The 17,122-nt window shown below is 63.3% G+C and carries 19 protein-coding genes, 1 tRNA gene and 1 rRNA gene; 6 read left to right on the top strand and 15 right to left on the bottom strand.

Annotated features, from left to right (window positions below; genetic code table 11):
• Positions 1-10 precede the first annotated feature (10 nt).
• A tRNA-Ser gene (locus HSEST_RS04930) sits at positions 11-93 on the top strand.
• 486 nt (positions 94-579) lie between these two features.
• Here HSEST_RS04930 and HSEST_RS04925 read toward each other — a convergent pair.
• Both HSEST_RS04925 and HSEST_RS04920 read right to left on the bottom strand, forming a co-directional pair.
• Positions 580-1,956: a sodium-dependent transporter gene (locus HSEST_RS04925; protein ID WP_229122543.1), complete on the bottom strand. Its 1,377-nt coding sequence runs from the start codon at positions 1,954-1,956 to the stop codon at positions 580-582.
• Positions 1,957-2,102: 146 nt separating this feature from the next.
• The gene (locus tag HSEST_RS04920) at positions 2,103-2,783 is read right to left on the bottom strand and encodes a carbonic anhydrase (RefSeq protein ID WP_229122541.1); all 681 of its coding nucleotides are present in this window, start codon (positions 2,781-2,783) and stop codon (positions 2,103-2,105) included.
• A 120-nt stretch (positions 2,784-2,903) separates the two neighbouring features.
• On the opposite strand from HSEST_RS04920, the gene HSEST_RS04915 reads away from it, so the two are divergent.
• Positions 2,904-3,077 carry a DUF5786 family protein gene (locus tag HSEST_RS04915; RefSeq protein ID WP_229122540.1) on the top strand — a complete coding sequence of 58 codons (174 nt, stop codon included), beginning with the start codon at positions 2,904-2,906 and terminating at the stop codon, positions 3,075-3,077.
• A gap of 19 nt (positions 3,078-3,096) precedes the next feature.
• Here HSEST_RS04915 and surE read toward each other — a convergent pair whose 3' ends face one another.
• The 3 genes from surE to msrB all read right to left on the bottom strand — a co-directional run bounded on the left by surE (position 3,097) and on the right by msrB (position 5,217).
• On the bottom strand, positions 3,097-3,912 hold the full coding sequence (gene surE / locus HSEST_RS04910) for a 5'/3'-nucleotidase SurE (RefSeq protein WP_229122539.1): 816 nt from the start codon (positions 3,910-3,912) through the stop codon (positions 3,097-3,099).
• 62 nt (positions 3,913-3,974) lie between these two features.
• Positions 3,975-4,745, bottom strand: coding sequence for a hypothetical protein (locus tag HSEST_RS04905; RefSeq protein WP_229122538.1), 771 nt, complete (start codon positions 4,743-4,745; stop codon positions 3,975-3,977).
• A 58-nt stretch (positions 4,746-4,803) separates the two neighbouring features.
• The gene (gene msrB, locus HSEST_RS04900; RefSeq protein ID WP_229122537.1) at positions 4,804-5,217 is read right to left on the bottom strand and encodes a peptide-methionine (R)-S-oxide reductase MsrB; all 414 of its coding nucleotides are present in this window, start codon (positions 5,215-5,217) and stop codon (positions 4,804-4,806) included.
• Positions 5,218-5,359: 142 nt separating this feature from the next.
• Between msrB and HSEST_RS04895 the strand changes: the two genes are divergently transcribed.
• Positions 5,360-5,602 carry a DUF7385 family protein gene (locus tag HSEST_RS04895; RefSeq protein WP_229122535.1) on the top strand — a complete coding sequence of 81 codons (243 nt, stop codon included), beginning with the start codon at positions 5,360-5,362 and terminating at the stop codon, positions 5,600-5,602.
• A gap of 35 nt (positions 5,603-5,637) precedes the next feature.
• On the opposite strand, the gene HSEST_RS04890 is transcribed toward HSEST_RS04895, so the two are convergent.
• Genes HSEST_RS04890 through HSEST_RS04860 form a run of 7 tightly spaced genes read right to left on the bottom strand, consistent with a single transcriptional unit; the run spans position 5,638 to position 12,854 of the window.
• Positions 5,638-7,536, bottom strand: coding sequence for a molybdopterin biosynthesis protein (locus tag HSEST_RS04890; RefSeq protein ID WP_229122534.1), 1,899 nt, complete (start codon positions 7,534-7,536; stop codon positions 5,638-5,640).
• Entirely contained in the window at positions 7,533-8,753 is a 1,221-nt protein-coding gene (gene glp, locus HSEST_RS04885; RefSeq protein ID WP_229122532.1) for a gephyrin-like molybdotransferase Glp, read from the bottom strand. Before glp ends, HSEST_RS04890 begins: the two co-directional genes overlap by 4 nt.
• A gap of 50 nt (positions 8,754-8,803) precedes the next feature.
• The gene (gene tsaA, locus HSEST_RS04880) at positions 8,804-9,850 is read right to left on the bottom strand and encodes a tRNA (N6-threonylcarbamoyladenosine(37)-N6)-methyltransferase TrmO (protein ID WP_229122531.1); all 1,047 of its coding nucleotides are present in this window, start codon (positions 9,848-9,850) and stop codon (positions 8,804-8,806) included.
• A 59-nt stretch (positions 9,851-9,909) separates the two neighbouring features.
• A complete protein-coding gene (locus HSEST_RS04875) occupies positions 9,910-10,725 on the bottom strand; it encodes an ABC transporter ATP-binding protein (RefSeq protein ID WP_229122530.1) in 816 nt (271 codons plus the stop codon).
• On the bottom strand, positions 10,722-11,585 hold the full coding sequence (locus HSEST_RS04870) for an ABC transporter permease (RefSeq protein ID WP_229122529.1): 864 nt from the start codon (positions 11,583-11,585) through the stop codon (positions 10,722-10,724). Before HSEST_RS04870 ends, HSEST_RS04875 begins: the two co-directional genes overlap by 4 nt.
• Positions 11,578-11,829 carry a DUF2061 domain-containing protein gene (locus HSEST_RS04865; protein WP_229122527.1) on the bottom strand — a complete coding sequence of 84 codons (252 nt, stop codon included), beginning with the start codon at positions 11,827-11,829 and terminating at the stop codon, positions 11,578-11,580. The genes HSEST_RS04870 and HSEST_RS04865 overlap by 8 nt, the downstream gene beginning before the upstream one ends.
• Positions 11,829-12,854 (bottom strand): ABC transporter substrate-binding protein, encoded by a 1,026-nt coding sequence (locus tag HSEST_RS04860; RefSeq protein ID WP_229122524.1) that lies wholly within the window; start codon positions 12,852-12,854, stop codon positions 11,829-11,831. The genes HSEST_RS04865 and HSEST_RS04860 overlap by 1 nt, the downstream gene beginning before the upstream one ends.
• Positions 12,855-13,025: 171 nt before the next feature.
• Here HSEST_RS04860 and HSEST_RS04855 point away from each other — a divergent pair, with 171 nt between their 5' ends.
• Together HSEST_RS04855 and ilvD are read left to right on the top strand one after the other, a co-directional pair.
• Entirely contained in the window at positions 13,026-13,463 is a 438-nt protein-coding gene (locus HSEST_RS04855) for a hypothetical protein (RefSeq protein ID WP_229122523.1), read from the top strand.
• A gap of 56 nt (positions 13,464-13,519) precedes the next feature.
• Positions 13,520-15,277, top strand: a complete 1,758-nt coding sequence (ilvD, locus tag HSEST_RS04850) for a dihydroxy-acid dehydratase (protein ID WP_229122522.1) — start codon at positions 13,520-13,522, stop codon at positions 15,275-15,277.
• Positions 15,278-15,297: 20 nt separating this feature from the next.
• On the opposite strand, the gene HSEST_RS04845 is transcribed toward ilvD, so the two are convergent.
• Both HSEST_RS04845 and mobA read right to left on the bottom strand, forming a co-directional pair.
• The gene (locus HSEST_RS04845; protein WP_229122518.1) at positions 15,298-15,717 is read right to left on the bottom strand and encodes an OsmC family protein; all 420 of its coding nucleotides are present in this window, start codon (positions 15,715-15,717) and stop codon (positions 15,298-15,300) included.
• A gap of 95 nt (positions 15,718-15,812) precedes the next feature.
• Positions 15,813-16,409: a molybdenum cofactor guanylyltransferase gene (gene mobA / locus HSEST_RS04840; protein WP_229122517.1), complete on the bottom strand. Its 597-nt coding sequence runs from the start codon at positions 16,407-16,409 to the stop codon at positions 15,813-15,815.
• 158 nt (positions 16,410-16,567) lie between these two features.
• Here mobA and HSEST_RS04835 point away from each other — a divergent pair, with 158 nt between their 5' ends.
• The gene (locus tag HSEST_RS04835; protein ID WP_229122516.1) at positions 16,568-16,732 is read left to right on the top strand and encodes a hypothetical protein; all 165 of its coding nucleotides are present in this window, start codon (positions 16,568-16,570) and stop codon (positions 16,730-16,732) included.
• Positions 16,733-16,914: 182 nt separating this feature from the next.
• Here HSEST_RS04835 and rrf read toward each other — a convergent pair.
• Positions 16,915-17,036, bottom strand: a 5S ribosomal RNA gene (gene rrf, locus HSEST_RS04830).
• Between the last annotated feature and the right edge of the window lie 86 nt (positions 17,037-17,122).

Raw genomic sequence — 17,122 nt, 5'->3', positions numbered from 1 at the left:
AAGTGACTGCGGTGGGGTGGCAGAGCGGCCCATTGCGCCTGCCTTGAAAGCAGGTGGCGTTAAGCCTCCTGGGTTCAAATCCCAGCCCCACCGTGAGTGCGCGGCGCATTGACGCGCCGCGCCGAACAATACGCTGGATTTGAAGCCTGCCAGTCGCGCGCAACGGAGTGAGCACGTCTGGCTTCGGTTCAAATCCCAGCCCCACCGTTTTGCTCCGAGCAACTCCGCGAGGAGCAACGGCTGAAACGGGGATTTGAAGCCTACAAGTCGCAGCCCGCACAGCGAAGCGAGCAGGAACGTCTTGGTCCGGTTCAAATCCCAGCCCCACCGTGAGTGCGCGGCGCATTGACGCGCCGCGTTGAACACTACGCTGGATTTGAAGGAGAGAAGGTGGAGCACGAGCGAAGCGAGTGACCACCCTCGCGTGGTTCAAATCCCAGCCCCACCGGAACCCAGTAGGAGAAGGAAACTGCCTGGGGAACTGCCCCATCACGTTCACATGATACTGATCTGTTGATATGACGCAGTCGGGGAGTGAGGGTCAGAGAAGCGCGAACGGCAGATACAGTATCCCGACGGTTATGCCAGGAACTCAGCGAAGGGGCCAGCAAGGAAGTCGATGAACGAATCAATGCCCAGATACAGTGAGATGATCAGCACGACGAGTACTGGAACCCGAACCGTCCAGAGCCAGACCGTGCCAATACCCGAGAAGGAGCCGATCCCTTTGCTAAGTTCGGCGAGTGCTTTGTCGGAATAGATCCAAGAGACCGCAGTGACAAGCAGGATACCTCCCAGCACCAGCAAGATCTTGGCCGCAAAAATGTCGTACAGATCCACCATCACGGGATCGATCGTGACGGGGATCCCGAGTGCAAAAATCAAAGTCCCAATGATAGCGGTCGCTCGCACGCGGGGAACATTGAATTCGTCGATCGCATAGGAGACGACGACCTCGATCAGGCTGACAGCCGACGACAGCGCGGCAATAGCGACCGTCGCGAAGAACAGGACACCAATGGCTCGTCCGAATTGTAGGTCTCCAAGTGCCTCAGCGACACTAACGAAGATCGCTCCAGCACCGGGATCGCCGGGACTGACACCAGCCGAAAAGAGAATTGGGAAGACGATCAGGCCGGTCAAAATAGAGATCCCGGTATTGAAGGCGACGATGGTACCACCGTCGATACCGAGGTTTTCGTCTTCGGAGAGATACGAAGCGTAAGTGATCATTACCCCCATACCGAGCGAAAGGGTGAAGAATCCCTGTCCCGCCGCGGCCGGGACGATACTTTTCCAGTTGTCGATCAGGTATCCGAGATCCGGCGATAGATAGTAGGCGTACGCCTCACCAGCACCGGACAGCGTAGACGCATATACTGCCAAGATAGCAAAAATGGCGATAATTGCGGGCACCATGATCTTCACACCGAGTTCGATACCGCGCTTGATGCCAAGCGCGACGATCAGGACGACAAGGGCCATGAACAGCGCGTGGAACAAAAGCGCGTCAAGGCCGGACGCGATATCGAAGAAGTACTGCTGTGCAACAGGTGCCTCGTCAGGGCCGGCAGTGCCGATATATCCGCCCGTTGCACTGCCGAAGACATATCGGAGGACCCAGCCACCGACGACACTGTAGTAAGAGAGGATAACGAACCCGATGAAAACGAACAAACCACCAAGGTATTTCCAAGCGCCACCAGCGAATTCCCGAATCCCACCGACGGCGTTGAGACCGGTGCTTCGGCCGACGACGAACTCAACCATCATCGCCGGGAAGCCGATCAGCACGACAAACGCCAGGTACATGACGATGAACGCGGCACCACCTTCCTGACCGACCTGGAAGGGGAACCGCCAGATGTTGCCGAGCCCGACAGCGCTCCCGACCGCTGCGAGAATGAAACCGATGCGGGTCGACCACGTCTCACGCTCCGCGTTTGAATTGCTCATATTTCGTCCGCGCTTGACGACGCCTCTCAATTAAATCATCGATATTTGCCGGAAACTGTCGACAACCTAAACAAACGATAGATCAGTCGGTTTACCGCAGCGAGTACAACCCGATAGTCGCGCACCTACCGTGGCCGCGATCACTGTCAGTACTCCCAGAGCCGATCGATCCGGTCTTCGATCCCGGGGTAGTCCGCCCGCAGGTCCGCGGTCGATCGGGTGCCGTCGATGTTGACGACGTGAATCTCACCACGGCGGCCCCCGTACACGTCCTGAAAATCGTAGACGGTGCCGACGACTGTGACCGAGTCGGGAACGTCACTACTCTCGCGAAGGAACTGCACCTGGCGGTCGACGTTGTACTCGACGAGTCGATTGATCGCGTCCTCCCGGTCGAGACCGTCCGGCAATGTCTCGACGCCGTCCCGGAGATGTGGGGCCAGCAGTCCGATCGCGTGTTCGATCCCCGGTGGTTCCGACAGTCCGTCCGTCAGATGGTCGTAGGTCGCCGTGACCGCCCCACATCCGGTGTGGCCGACGACGATCGCGGTTTCGGTACCTGTGTGCTCGATTGGGTAGAGCACGTCGCCGGAGACGACCTCCCCGTCAGCGGTCCGCTGAACGACTCGATTGCCGATGTTCCCGCAGGTGAACAACTGGCCGGGTTGCTCGTTGCCCCACATGTGATCCTGTAACACGCGCGAATCCGAACAGCAGACGGTGACTGCGTCCGGCCGCTGGCCGTCCTGGACGTCATCGAAACGCGTCTCGAACGTCCGGGCGTGCTCACGGTTGCGCTCCAGGAGTTCGAGGATAGTCTGATCCATACAGGTGCCACACGCGGACTCCAATTGAGACTGTCGGCTGCCACAGTGAGTGAGAATCACAACCAGGGCAGTGTAGAAGCCATACGGTTTTTCCGCACGCTCTCCATAGAGAGAGATACAATGGGCTTCGGTAGCTACGATGAATCCGAACAGGAGAACCAGCAAAGCGATGCCGACTACGACGACGACGAAGCCGTCAACGTCCACGACAACGACCACGACGGGGGCGTCAGCTTCGAAGCCGAGGCCGACCAGGACGAACTGCTGGACAAACTCCAGCAGATGAAAGACTGATCTCTGCCTCGAACAGCGATCACACGGGGTACGTCTCCGCCAGCGCATCGAGCGCTTCGTGATGCTCGCTCGTGTGCGGGACGGCCAGCGGTGAGACGCTGATCTTGCCATCGACGACAGCGCGACGGTCAGTTCCGTTCGCATCGGGAATATCACCTTCTGCCATCCGTTCCCAGATCCGATCGTAGAGCTGGACCTGCTCGCCGTCCCGGACCGCGTCCATCTGATACACTTTCGAGGGTTCGGTGATCGCCAGCGGCGCGTGTTCGCCATCCTCGAGCGGACCGTATTCCCCACCAGCCATCGGCGCGTTGACGTTCAGGTAGTCGGCGTGATCGAACACGCCAGCCCCAAGCGCGTGCTCCGCAAGATAGGCTGCCGCCCGAGTCGCCTCACTGTAGGCGTCATATTCCGCCGAGATAGACTCGAACGTGATGTCCTCCCGGACCGGGATGTACATCGAGACGGCGATCGCCGGCACGCCGAAGAAGGCCGCCTCGACAGCCGCACTCACCGTGCCGGACCGACCCAGCACGTACGCGCCGAGGTTCGCCCCATCGTTACAACCAGCGACGACGAGATCGACATCGGGAACTAACGCCTCCACGCCGGCGACGACGCAGTCGGCGGGCGTCCCGGCGACCGCGTAGCCGAGTTCGTGATCGGTGACGGTCACCGACTCAGACAGCGCGCGACCGACGGCGCTCTGGTCGCTATCGGGTGCGACGGCGATCACATCGCCGACGTCGGTGAGCGCGTCATAGAGCGCCCGAAAGCCCGCGGTCTCGATGCCGTCGTCGTTCGTCAGCAAAATTGTCGGCTCGCCCTCATCCATACCCTCCTTCCGGCCGGCCACCGCAAAAGCCCACCGCTCGATCCTGTCGTCACGTGAGGAGTTCAGTGATTAGCAATCGGACCGTTTCGGTCACGCCACGCCGAGATCGCGTAACTGCCGAGGAGTCCACACAGGAGACTGTACATCAGCGCGAACACGATCGTCTGTCCGAGGTTCGGCGAGAGAACGACTGCACCGCCCGCGAGTTCTTGTCCGACGAAAAACGTCCCGAGAACTGCGACCGCAGTATACCCACCGGAAAACGCGACTGCCGGGAGGACTGCTTCGTGGATCGAATCCGAATCCGAGAGCGTGAGATACGCCAGCGTCGCGCCCGCCGCGATCAATACGATGACGGGCACCAGACGATAGAGGAGTTCCGGCTTCTCCTGGGCGTGCTGTACGGGTTCCTGGTACTGACTGAAATCGAACACATAGAGCCCGACCTGTTCATACGGGATCATCTGCTCGACGTCTGCGTTCCAGACGATCGTCTGATTTGGGTCGAGCAGTTCCGTATTTATCGTGATCACGCTGTCCGGCCCGACATCACTCCAGTTGACCGTGTTCGGGGCGTCTTCTATCTCGACGTTATCGCTGGCCGGCCGGAGATCCAGCGTCACCTGATGGGCGTTGTAGAACACACGTCCAATCTCGGCGAGCAACTCACGAAGGCTCAGTCCCTCGGGCGGGCCGTCCGGCATCAGGATCGTGGCGGCCATCACGAGATAGCCCGCGACAAACGTCACAACGCCGCCAAGGACGCCAGCCAGCCAGTTGTAACTCGTTATCCGCGGGTCGAACAACGGCCCGTCCTCGGGCGAGTCGTCCATGGACACGTCTCAAACCACCTCGAATAGCGTCAAAAACGTTCCGGTGATCCGGATCGCGCTACTCGTCGGCTTCGAACTCCAGTGCTGCCGAGTTGATGCAGTAGCGCTTGCCGGTCGGCTCCGGGCCGTCCTCGAAGACGTGGCCGAGATGACCGCCACAGGAGTCACAGAGAACCTCCGTCCGTTCCATCCCGTGTCGGGTGTCGACCTCGGTCTCGACGTTACCCTCCTCGACGACGTCGTAGAAACTCGGCCAGCCGTGACCGGACTCGAACTTCGAATCGGCGTCGAACAGCGGCGCGCCACAGCCGGCACACCGGAAGACGCCGTCGTCGTCGACGTCCAGCAGGTCGCCGCTGAACTTCGGCTCGGTGCCGCGCTCGCGAAGGATGTGATACTCCTCTTCGGTCAGAATCTCGCGCCACTCCTCGTCGCTCCCCGGGATGTCGTCTGGCGTCTGAGTGTCAGTCATACCTCTCTCTACCGGCGCGAGGCGTATATGTACACTGGAGTCGGCAGACATCACGCCGGGGAGCCGGCGACACGCAGGCCTGCCAGATCCGGACGCGAGCGGCTAGCCCGGCCCTTATTGTGACGGTTCCCGAAACGAAGGTATGGCGCGACTGGACGTATCGGACGGGTTCGACGTCCACGAGTATCGAGAGGGGTTCAAACTCCGCAAGGAAACCCGACGGACGATGCAACTGGAGAACCGCGGGAGCTTCGAGTGTCCGGCCTGCGGAAAGCCCTTCGAGGAGCTATTCGTCTCCGAGAAGCGGACGAACACCTTCCAGTCGCCGCCCGGCCCGTTCTGTCTGGTCCGGACCGACGACCAGCTACTCCTGTTCACGCACTGATCAGTGAGTTCGTCTCGCACGCGCTTTACTCGGCATCAGTGTATGTTATATCCCGGCGTCGACTCGGCGATCGAATCGAGTTCGCGTTCAAGCACTGATTGGAGCGTCCGCATGCCGGACTTGCCGAGACGATCGGGGGCCGCAACGACGCTGAGCCGTTGTGTGCCGATCGGCACGAAATCAACGTCGAGCGCCGTTTCGGCGAAGCGAAGCCCGAGTCCGACTGTCGCCGATCCCTCGGCCACGCGACGGGCCGGACTCCGAATGCCGGATACCGTCCGGTCGTAGCCATGGATCCGATCAGTGAGATCGTGTCTTGACACACCGGATTCGGCGGCCATCTCGCCGAAGGCGTGGTCGAAAGTCGACCGTAGGGCCGACGACTGCGGGAGGTTGTAGAACCCCTCCACCTCGAAGAGGTCAGTCAGTTCCGACACGTCGTCAGGATTGCCCGCCGGGACGATCAGCCCCCATTCGCGGGTGTACGTGGCGAGGGTATCGCCAGCAGCGACATCGGCGTCGTCCTCGTCGAGCAGGGCGAAATCCGGGATCCCATCGCGGAGACGGCGACGGCCCTCGGCACTCCCGTGGGGGAGATAGCGCGGCCCGTCGAGCCGGTCGAGCAACCGCGAGAGCAGCGGGTCAGACTCGCCGATGGCGAGCACCGACGGCGGGCGCGTCTCCGCGGAGAACAGCTCGACAGTGACGGACTCGCCCCGGTCGAGCAGCTCGGTCTCGGGCGCCATTTCGACGACGCCGTCGGCCTCGGTGAGACTGGTAATCGCCCCGCTTCCCTTGTCGACCGGGTAGACGAGCACGTCGCCCACCCCGTCCTCGATGACGGCGACCGGGAGCAGGTACGTCCGCCCTTCGGTGTAGCGCTTCGGGACCGCCATCTCCCCCACGAGCGTGGGAGCGGATTCGGGCGGTCGACCGGCCGCCTCCCGAATCGCAGGCGCGACGAAGGTCCGGAAAATACTCAGCGCCGAGACGGGGTTGCCGGGGAGGCCGACGTAGGGAGTGTCGGCGATCTCCCCGACGATCGTCGGGCGGCCGGGCTTGACCGCCACACCGTGGAGATCGAGCGATCCGTGGTCGTCGACGACCCGATAGAGCACGTCGGTGTCACTCGCGCTCGTCGAGCCCGAAGAGAGGACGAGTTCACACCGCTCGCCGACCGACTGTAGCGTCTCGTGCATCGTCTCGTAATCGTCGGCGACGTGTGGCACGACCTCCGGCCGGCCGCCGGCCGCTCGGACTGCCGCCGCCAGCGCGTACGTGTTGAGGTCGTAGATCTGGCCGCGCTCGGTCTCGAGGGCCTCGCCCGGTCGCACGAGTTCGTTCCCGGTCGAGACGATCCCAACCGACGGCGACTCGACGACCAGGACCGTCTCGACGCCGAGAGCGGCGAGCAGTCCCACGTCTCGCGTCGTCAGCACTGTCCCCGGACCGACGGCCCGGTCGCCGGCGGCCACGTCGTCGCCGCTGTGCATGACGTTGTCCCCCGGCGCGACGGCCGTTCGGATCTCGACGACGGTGCTATCGTCGGCCTCACGTCGGGTCGTGCGCTCGACCGGGACCACTGCGTCAGCACCCGAGGGCAGCGGCGCACCCGTCGCGACACTGACAACCGTTCCCGCGGAGACGTCCGTCTCGGGGCGCTCCCCGGCGTCGACGGCGCCGGCGAGGTCGGCCACGAAAGGATCGCCCTCGGAGGCGTCGAACGTGTCGGTAGCCCGGACGGCGTATCCGTCCATCGTCGAGCGATCGAACCCCGGTACGTCGATGGCGGCGTCGATCCGCTCGGCCGCGACGCGGCCGTCGGCGTCCAGTAGCCCGACCGATTCCGTCCCGGCCCCGATGTCCAGCGCCTCTATTGCCGAATGGAGTTCCAACGGCGTCGCGAGGTCGCGAAACTGCTTGCGCTCGGTCACGGCTGGGCCTCCCAGAACTCGACCGTGACGCGATCGCCCGCGTCGTACCCCTCGACCGACTCGGGCACCTGCACCCAGCCGTCGGCAAGCGAAACGCTCGAGAGAATACTCGCGCCGCTTTCGTGGACCGGGTCAGCGACGACGCCCTCGTCGGTCTCGCTGACGGTCACCCGGACACAACTCCGGATGCCGGGTTCGCTCCGGACCTTCCGATCGAGTTCGGCCTCGACCCGGGCCGGCTCGTCGGGCTCCGTGTCGGTCGTCCAGTTGACGATCGGCCGGACGAACTGCCAGGCGTTGACGATACAGGCGACGGGATACCCCGGCAGCATGAGGATCGGCGTGTCCTCGACCTGTCCGAGCGCAACCGGATGGCCCGGCTTGAGTGCCACTCCGTGGACGAGCAATTCACCACGGTCCTCGACAACGGCCGGAAGCAGATCGCGCTTGCCGATCGAAGAGCCGCCGGTCGTCACGATCACGTCCGCGTCGAGATCGGCCTCGATCGCCGCCACGAGCGCGTCCCGATCGTCGGTCACGACATCGCGATACCGGGTGTCGCCGCCCCAGCGCTCGGCCAGCGATGAGACCATCAGCCCGTTGGTCTCGATCGCCTCCCCGGGGTCGGGGTCGCTCTCGACCAGCTCCTCGCCGGTCGGGATCACGGCGACGGACGGGCGCTCCCGAACTGTGACTGACTCAGTTCCGACCGACCGGAGCAGCGCCAGATCCGATGGGCGGAGCCGATGCCCCGGATCGAACAGGTGCTGGTCGGCCTCGATGTCCTCGCCGACCTCACTGACGTTCTGGCCGACTGCGGCGGCGCTCGTGATCTCTATGGTGTCGCCCACTTCCCGGGCGTTCTCGGTCTTGACGACGGCGTCGGCCGGCTCCGCGACGGGACTGCCCGTGTGAACCCAGGTCGCCCGTTGCGGGCCAGCGCTGTCCCCGACAGTGAGCGTGGCAGGTGATCGATCGGCCGCACCGAAGGTGTCCTCGGCTCTGACCGCGTAGCCGTCCATCGCCGCCCGCGGAAAGTCCGGGACGTTCCGTGGCGACGTCACTGTCTCGGCGAGGACTCGTCCGTCCGCGTCAGCGAGCGGCACCGTCTGGGTCCCCGTCGAGACGTTCGTTGCTTCCCTGAGGGTTTCGAGTGCCTCACGGACGCGCGTCCGCTCGACGAATCCTGACCCTCGGACTGACTCAGCATCTCCCATAGTAGAATCGAACACCGGCCGGAACCAAAAACCCGTGTCTCCGACAGTGCCTACTCGACGAACCGGTCGTCCGACGTCCGGCGGTGTTCGTTGTCGATAGCGCCCTCAAGCCACCCAATCTGGGCGTCTTCGACCCCGTTAAACTCGGGGACAAACGGTTTGATATCGAGCAGTGGCGTCCCATCGAGCACATCGACCCCGGAGACGAACAGCGAGCCGTCCGAGACGTTCTCCAACTCGAGGACAGACATCCCGAGCGGGTTCGGTCGTCGCGGGGCCCGCGTCGCGAAGACGCCGTGGACCTCGTCTTCCATAAACGGCTGGGGCTGTAGGTCATAGTCCTCGGCGACGTGGAACTGATAGAGCACGACGACGTGGGAGAACTCCGCCAGATCGAGCAGGCCCGGTTCGTACTCGGGATCGACCTCGACGACACCCATCGCCTCGGAGAAGGCACCCTGAATCGGCATCCCTGACTCCTCGGTGTACGGCGAGTGGATGGTCCCGATCGGCTGGATTGACCCGTTCGACGATCGGGTCGGGTCGGGTCCGGCGGCCGAAGCCGTTACCCCGCTGCCGTCGGTCGTCGTCGGAGTCGTGACTTCCCTGAGGACGGCGGCGAGCCAGTCGGCCACGTCGGAGTAATCCCGGGCCGTGATCAGATTGCCGTCGACGACGCCCGCGTCGTTCACGAACGTCCCACCGGCGGCCTCGACGTCGTCTTTGATCGAGGGATGGCAGGCCAGTCGCCGCCCCTCGACGACGCCGGCACTGACGAGCAACTGTGCGCCGTGACAGACCGACGCGATCGGTTTGTCCCGCTCGTCGAACGAGCGAACGATATCGATAGCCTCGGGGGCTTGCATCCGGATCGCCTCCGAGGAGTACCCACCAGGGAGCACGAGCAGGTCGTAGGCCGCCGCGTCGGCCTCCGAAATCGGGAGGTCGGCCTCGAAGTCGATCCCGTTGCGCCCGGTGATCGGCTGTCCGCCAGGAGCGGCGATATCGACGGTGTGGCCCGCCTCCTGGAGGCGGTAGTAGGGGTAACTGAGCGAGCGATCACCGAATCGATCCGCCGCGAGTGCGAGTGCGTTCACTGTCATAGGTTATTTGGGTGGCGTCTGGTAAGTGTCTGAGCTATTTGTGCGTTGTTCGGTCAGTGTTTTGGATTGGTCGTGTGTTGTTCGAAACATCGATCAGTCGACTGGTCGTTTCTTCTGCCGTCCCGAATCGTGTTTCGGATAGCGCTCACATAGGGGTCAAAGCGGTCGGTCTCGAAGTCCCGCGGTCGGTCGAGATCTACGTCAACGACAGTCGAAATCGCCCCGTGCCCATCGAAGACGACGACCGAGTCCGAGAGCCGGACCGCCTCGCCGACGGTGTGTGTCACGAGGACGACGGTCTTTCCCAGCTCGTGCCAAATCCCGAGTAGATCCTCCTGCAGCGACTCCCGGGTCGCCACGTCGAGATCCGAGAACGGCTCGTCAAGCAACAGGACCTCGGGGTCGAGAGCGAGCGCGCGAGCGATTCCGACACGGGTTCGCATACCGCCGCTGAGTTCCGATGGATAGGCATCTGCCCGGTCGGCAAGCCCGACCATCGAAAGGAGTCGTTCGACTCGCCGGTCGGCCACAGTCGCGCTCGTGTCATTGACCTCCAGCCCGAAGCGGACGTTCTCGGCCACTGTCCGCCAGGGATACAGCGTCGTCGACTGGAAGACGAGTCCCCGGTCAGGGTCCGGCCCGGTGACCACGTCGCCGCCAACGCGGACGCGCCCGGAAGACGGTGATTCCAGGCCCGCGACCAGTCGGAGAAGCGTCGTCTTCCCACAGCCGGACGGGCCGACGAGACTCACGAACCCACCCTCGGGGACCGAGAGGTCGATCTCCTCGAGTGCGGCGATGGTCCCCTCGCCAGTCTCGTAGCGCTTCGAGACGTTTTCGAGGGCGACGAACGCCGTCTCGTCAGTCACGGTGCAGCCACCTCGCGAGCGACCTGAAAGAGTGCGTCCGTAGCCAGGTACGCGAGCCCAAGCGCGACCATATAGGCCATACTGACGTCCATCGCGAGACTCTGGGCCGTGTGGATGATTCGATAGCCGAGCCCCGGTGCGCCGAACAGTTCGGCGGCGACGATGATCATCCAGCTTCGGCCGAGGCTGGTTCGGACGGCGGTGGAAACCGACGGCGCAACGCCAGGAATCACGACCTTCCGGACCATTGTCCGGTGGTCCCGGACGCCGAGACTCTCCCCGACCTCGATCCACTCCGTCGGGAGTTCCCGGACCCCGTCGTGGGCGCCAAGCAGCGTGATCCAGAACGAACCGATGGCGACGATGACCGCCGCGCCAGCGTGGCCGATGCCGACCCAGGCGATGACAAACCCCATCCACGCCAGCGGCGGGATCGGCCGCAGCAGCCCCACAGCAGGCGTGAAATACTCGTCCAGTCGCGTCGAATACCCCAGCGCGATTCCCAGCGGCGCACCCAGCCCAACGCCGAGAAGCAAGCCGGGGACGTAATGCAGCAGACTCTGCAACAGGACGGCCGAAAGCTCCGTCAACTTGAGTTCGACGCCGCCGAACGCGAACGTCGCCGGCGTCGTCAGCTCCGTGACGAACGCCCCAAGAACAGCCGCGGGTGTCGGGAGCAGGTAGGACGGAACCGTACTCGCGAGCGACCACCAACCGGCCACGAAGACGGCCGCGCCGACGAGACCGCGCCCTACTCGACCCGACATAACCGATGATCGGTCGACCGCCTCGAATGCGACAGTGATAGATTCGCGCGTGGCCGACAGTGCATCAGTGCGATCGGACGGGCGACTAGCCATCGCTGTCCACCTCGAACCGGAAGCGGTCCCAGATACGCTCGTAGGCGTAGTACGTCCCCGTCTTGAGGATATTGGTGGCGACCCCGATCTGTAGCGAGGCCGTCGGGTCGGCCGTGACGGCGTAGGCGACGACGACAGTCAGGACGAGCATAAACAGCCGGTAGACCAGCGCTTTCAGTAGCGACTCGCTCCAACTGCGTCGCGGATTGGCGACCGTGATCGGCAACAGCGACCTGCCAGCCATCACTGATCCCCGACGGCCCGGTCGTAATAGGACATATCGAACAACTCATCGGCCGTGAGACGCGAGTCGGTCTTCCCGAGTCGGTGGGCGTACTCGGCCAATACCTCGGCCCCGGACGTGATATCGTGTGGGTCGGTGGTGTACTGCGTCGCCGGGGAGTCGAGTGCTGCCCGTGCTGTTGAGGCGTCAAGGGCACTTTCGCCACCGTAGACGTCGCTCATATAGGTCGCGGCCTGGTCGGGATTGTCGTGGATGAACTGGGTTGCCGATGCGTGCCGATCGATGAACGCCTCCACGGCGTCGGGTCGCTTCTCCGCGAAGGAGTCCCGGGCGACAGTCACGCCGGCCGGTTCGCCGGGAATGAACTGCTCGACACGTGCGACGCGCTGGTAGGGGGCGTCCGTGCGTTCCTCAATCAGCGTCGGCGTCGGCTCCGGGATAACGGCCCCGTCGACCTCACCTGCGAGTAGTGCCTGACGGGCAGCACCCGGCCCGCCGAGATGGACGAGTTCGACATTCTCAAGAGACGCCTCGCGTTCGTTGCTGATCCAGTATCGAGCAGTGATATCCGAGACACTCCCCTTCGGATACGTGCCGAGTGTGAATCGTCGCCCGTCCACCGCATCGAACCCACCACTGTCAGCCTCGAATCGGTCGGCGACCGATTCCGCGGTCAGCACGACGAACCCGTTTTTCGAACTCGCCGAGACAACAGATGCCTCGGCGTCTGAGTCCGCAACGACAAGTGCCGGAACCACACCGATCATCCCGATGTCAGCTTTGCCGGTCGTAAGCAACTGGACGATGCTGTTACAGCTGGCCTCTTCGGTCTCGAAGTCGGCGTCCATCTCCTCGAACCAGCCTTCCCGATCCATAACGACTGCCTGGAAGTGGGGCGGCGCCGCGTCGTAGGCCAGTTGGATCGGCCCAGGAGCACCGCTGTTTTGCCCGAACACCGTACAACCTGAAAGGGCGGTCGTGCTGGCAACACCGAGACTTCCAAGGAACGCACGGCGATTCATCATACCCGAATATCGGAGAATATTGCCATAAGAGTAACGACTATGCCCAATATCTTGCGAAAGAGTAACCATAATCGGCAACAACCCGGCCACGGCCGACTGGAGACCGCTGTCCACTCGAGAAACACCGGATCGGGGCTTTTAATCGTCGGGACGTGAAGTTGATAGTGACGTATGGCTTCGCCGATAGCGGAATGGCTGGTAACCGTTCGATCGACGCCGACCGAGGAGTTCGCGTGGTGGAAATACCACGTGGCGTTCTTCCTCAGCGTGTTCGTCGCGTTTCCGGCCATCCTCCTCTCGTCACCTGACGGAATCTTCGGTGGTCTCTGGCGATTTTTCGGCATCGCTGGAGGGGTTCGGTCCGCATTGAATGTGGCACTCTGGGGGCTCGGAGTCGTCCTTGCCGTGTCGTGGATCGGCGCGTTGTTCGGCTACTACTACGACGCCAAGTATATCGACACGCTGGAGGTCGACTATTCGCCCCACTGGAAGGCCTACGTACTGTTGCATCTCACGTTCTTTGTCGGCGCGTTCCTGGCCGTCCCGATCTACACGATACAGCGGCTTCGACACGTCGGGATCCCTCTTTTCGCGAAAGAGCGACTGTAGGCTAAACCGAAACCTACACCGTCCTCGGCCGGTAACCCATGACGACACCGAATAGCATGCCTGCAGATCCATTGCCGTCCGAGAAAGACGAGAACCTCCGGAGTGCGGAAGTGACTGAAGGTGCCGATCGCGCACCGCATCGATCGCTGTTCCGCGCCGCGGGGCTGAGTGACGAGGAGATACACAACCCGCACATCGGAATCGCCAACTCCTGGAACGAGATCGTCCCCGGCCACGTCCATCTGGACGAACTGGCCGAGTACGTCAAGGAAGGCGTCCGCGAGGCCGGCGGTACACCGCTCGAGTTCAACACGATCGCCGTCGACGACGGGATCGCGATGGGCCACGAGGGGATGCGATCCTCGCTCCCGTCCAGGGAGGTCATCGCCGATTCGGTCGAGCTGATGGCCAATGCCCATCAGTTCGACGGGATCGTCGCGCTGGCGTCCTGTGACAAAATTGTCCCCGGGATGTTGATGGCCATTGCCCGACTGGACATCCCGGCGATCGTCGTCACCGGCGGGCACATGGCGGCCGGCGAGCACGAGGGCGAACCGGTCGACCTGGTCGACGTCTTCGAGGGCGTCAGCCAGCACGCGGAAGGCGAGATGGACGACGACGAACTCTACCAGCTCGAATGTACCGCCTGTCCCGGTGAGGGATCCTGCGCGGGGATGTTCACTGCGAACACGATGGCCTGTGTCACCGAGACACTTGGGCTCTCCTGGACCGAATGTGCGACCCACGGCGCGACCGACGAGCGTAAATTCGAGATCGCACGCCAGAGCGGCCGGCAGATCCTGGATCTCGTCGAGAGGGATATCCGGCCCTCCGAGTTCCTCACCCGCGAAAGCTTCGAGAACGCCGTGACAGTCGATCTCGCGCTCGGTGGGTCGACCAACACCATGCTGCACCTCCCGGCGATCGCCCAGGAAGCCGGGCTGGACCTGACGCTGACAGATTTCGAGGAGATCGCCGAACGGACACCCCACCTGGCGCATATGAGTCCCGCCGGCCCCTGGCGGATGGAACACCTCCGGGACGACGGCGGCCTCCCGGCACTGTACCACCGGATCGACGACTTGCTCAACCTGGACACACCGACAGTCGACGGCCGGACGATTGGCGGCCGAATGGGCGATCGTCAGCCCAGCGGACAAGTCATTCGCGAGCGGGACAACCCCGTCCACGAGGTGGGTGGGCTCGCAGTACTGCGCGGCAATCTGGCACCTGAAGGCTCGGTTGTCAAGGCCGGCGCGATGGACGACTCGATGCGACAGTTCGAGGGCCGTGCGAGAGTATACGAATCCCAGCAGGCAATGTTGCAGGCCTACGACGACGGCGAAATCGAGCAGGGCGACGTGGTCGTGATCCGCTACGAGGGGCCGAAAGGCGGTCCCGGGATGCCGGAAATGCTCGAACCGACCTCGAAGATCAGCGGCTCGCCCACGCTCTCGGGCGAGGTCGCGTTGCTGACCGACGGACGGTTCTCCGGTGGCACTCGCGGTGCCGCGATCGGTCACATCAGCCCCGAAGCGGCCGCTGGTGGTCCGATCGCGCTCGTCGAAGAGGACGACACGATCCGGATCGACGTGGACGCAGGCGAGTTGACCCTTGCCGTGTCACAAGACGAGCTACAGCGTCGGGCAGCCGAGTGGGAGCCGCCGACGATCGAAGCAAACGGCGTCATCGAGCGGTTCGCCGCGCTCGCGACCAGCGCGGCGACCGGTGGCGTGCTGGAGGCCCCGGATCACACTGCACCGGCGATCCAACTCGAAGGGCCGTCGGATCGCACCGCGACTGGTGACGACTGAAAAGACGTCGTTCGTTCCGACTACACGAGCGTCGCGTCGAGGCGGATGTCGACACCGGCCAGCGCTTTCGAGACCGGGCAGTTCTCTTTGGCGCCGGCAGCGATCTCCTGGAAGGTTTCCTCGTCGATATCGGGAATCGTCGCTTCGAGCGTGAGTTCGACCCAGTCGATCTCCAGCGCCTCGGGGTCGAGGTGAACCTCCGCGTCGGCGTGCAGTTCCTCGGCCTCGTAGCCGGCCTCGTCGAGTTCGTTCGACAGCGCCATAACGAAACAGCCGGCGTGGGCCGCGCCGATGAGTTCTTCGGGGTTCGTCTCGTCACCGTCTTCGAACCGCGACGCGAAGGAGTACGGTCCCTCGTACACGCCGCTGCCGAGAGCGAGGTCACCGCTGCCGGTCTGGAGGTCTCCACGCCAGGTCGCTTCTGCGTTGCGGGTTGGCATAGCGATTCGATAGACGCCCCTCAGACACAAAGAGGTTAGCGAACGCGCGGGCTCTGCCGCCGTTGGCAGGTAGTTGCTATATCTTCCAATATGCACTACCGAGACTCGTTCAGCCGGTCCAGCTGTGCTGGCGTATTCACGTCGACGAGAGCGTGCTCCCCCCAGCGTCGTGCAACCATCGTGGCCGGGACTGTCGTGTATTCGACCGCATCGAGGACGGCCCGCAGGCGTCGCGTCCCACGCGCCCGCTGGTCGCTAACTGCAGTGCGAAGTGCCGGAGCATCGAAAACTGCGGGGACTGGCTGATCGATCCCCTCCGCTCGGATCACGATCGCCTCCGCGGAACGTGCGTCGAAGAGGTGCCGGTACAGGTCCGTGGGAACCAGCGGCCGATCGGCAGTCGAGACAGCCACCGCCGTTGCGTCGAGCCCATCGAGTGCGGCGTCCAGCCCCGCCAGCGGCCCCTCGTCCGGAGTCGGGTCCGGCCGATACGTGACGTTCGAGAGGACGCGTTCGAACGACGGCCGTTGCTCGTGGCGACAGCTAACGATCACTCGGTCGACGGCTGGTCGAAGTGACTGGACCGCGTGTGCGATCAAGGGCTTGCCACGGAGTTCGGCAAGCGTCTTGTCACAGTCGCCGAACCGACGTGCGAACCCGCCAGCGAGGACGATCCCGGCACGCGTACTCACGGATACCAGTCGTTTGGTCGTCCATGGTATAGGCGTTTTTCGTCGCCGCGAGCTCCGTGGTATCACTGTGAATCATTCTTCCAGTAGGCGTGAGATAGCGGGCTTAACGTTTTGCCATCAGTTTTACCACGCTTGAAGACCACAGTTCCCAGTGGAACATGAGTGACTCAGATAAGACGGACGAGGCACTCAAGCGTGTTCGAGACACGTTCGAACAAGCGGCGGACGAAGCCGAAGAGATGAGCGAGAAGGCGCAACGGGAAGTCGAAGACGCGATAGATACCCTCGAAGACCGCATCAAGCAACTGCGAGACCGCGACTGAAGGTACGATCTGATCTCTTCCCCGCGACGAGTTGTCGGTCCTGTCACTGATGATAGAGTGGCAACTGGACGTATAAAATACGAAACCCCCACACAGCAGGCGCTGTGTGAGGGTGAAAGTATTGAAGTGGCAAAGCCACTTCGAGTATGCCGCGATTCCCAAGGGAATCGCGTGATATGAATAGCAGGCGGCGAACCGGATTTCCCAGAGGCTCGCGCACTCCAGTACTCCCCGGAACGCAGGCGGGCTTATCTTCCGTGTTCGGGATGGGTACGGGAGTTGCCCCGCCGCTGTGGCCGCCTTAACGCCGACTCGCGGACTCGAACCGCGACATCGTACCATAGTCGGTTGGTTTCCACCGCATGTACGTGCAATCCAGTTTCCGCCTGG

The sequence above is a fragment of the Halapricum desulfuricans genome, assembly GCF_017094465.1.
Lineage (GTDB): Archaea > Halobacteriota > Halobacteria > Halobacteriales > Haloarculaceae > Halapricum.
The sequence above is the reverse complement of the archived record's forward strand: the minus strand, read 5'-3'. Positions and strand labels throughout refer to the sequence as shown.

Excerpts from the sequence above, each read along its gene's own strand:
- HSEST_RS04925 (WP_229122543.1), bottom strand. The coding sequence starts at position 1,956 with ATGAGCAATTCAAACGCGGAGCGTGAGACGTGGTCGACCCGCATCGGT.
- HSEST_RS04920 (WP_229122541.1), bottom strand. The coding sequence starts at position 2,783 with ATGGATCAGACTATCCTCGAACTCCTGGAGCGCAACCGTGAGCACGCC.
- HSEST_RS04915 (WP_229122540.1), top strand. The coding sequence starts at position 2,904 with ATGGGCTTCGGTAGCTACGATGAATCCGAACAGGAGAACCAGCAAAGC.
- surE (WP_229122539.1), bottom strand. The coding sequence starts at position 3,912 with ATGGATGAGGGCGAGCCGACAATTTTGCTGACGAACGACGACGGCATC.
- HSEST_RS04905 (WP_229122538.1), bottom strand. The coding sequence starts at position 4,745 with ATGGACGACTCGCCCGAGGACGGGCCGTTGTTCGACCCGCGGATAACG.
- msrB (WP_229122537.1), bottom strand. The coding sequence starts at position 5,217 with ATGACTGACACTCAGACGCCAGACGACATCCCGGGGAGCGACGAGGAG.
- HSEST_RS04895 (WP_229122535.1), top strand. The coding sequence starts at position 5,360 with ATGGCGCGACTGGACGTATCGGACGGGTTCGACGTCCACGAGTATCGA.
- glp (WP_229122532.1), bottom strand. The coding sequence starts at position 8,753 with ATGGGAGATGCTGAGTCAGTCCGAGGGTCAGGATTCGTCGAGCGGACG.
- HSEST_RS04870 (WP_229122529.1), bottom strand. The coding sequence starts at position 11,585 with ATGGCTAGTCGCCCGTCCGATCGCACTGATGCACTGTCGGCCACGCGC.
- HSEST_RS04865 (WP_229122527.1), bottom strand. The coding sequence starts at position 11,829 with ATGGCTGGCAGGTCGCTGTTGCCGATCACGGTCGCCAATCCGCGACGC.
- HSEST_RS04860 (WP_229122524.1), bottom strand. The coding sequence starts at position 12,854 with ATGATGAATCGCCGTGCGTTCCTTGGAAGTCTCGGTGTTGCCAGCACG.
- HSEST_RS04855 (WP_229122523.1), top strand. The coding sequence starts at position 13,026 with ATGGCTTCGCCGATAGCGGAATGGCTGGTAACCGTTCGATCGACGCCG.
- ilvD (WP_229122522.1), top strand. The coding sequence starts at position 13,520 with ATGCCTGCAGATCCATTGCCGTCCGAGAAAGACGAGAACCTCCGGAGT.
- HSEST_RS04845 (WP_229122518.1), bottom strand. The coding sequence starts at position 15,717 with ATGCCAACCCGCAACGCAGAAGCGACCTGGCGTGGAGACCTCCAGACC.
- HSEST_RS04835 (WP_229122516.1), top strand. The coding sequence starts at position 16,568 with ATGAGTGACTCAGATAAGACGGACGAGGCACTCAAGCGTGTTCGAGAC.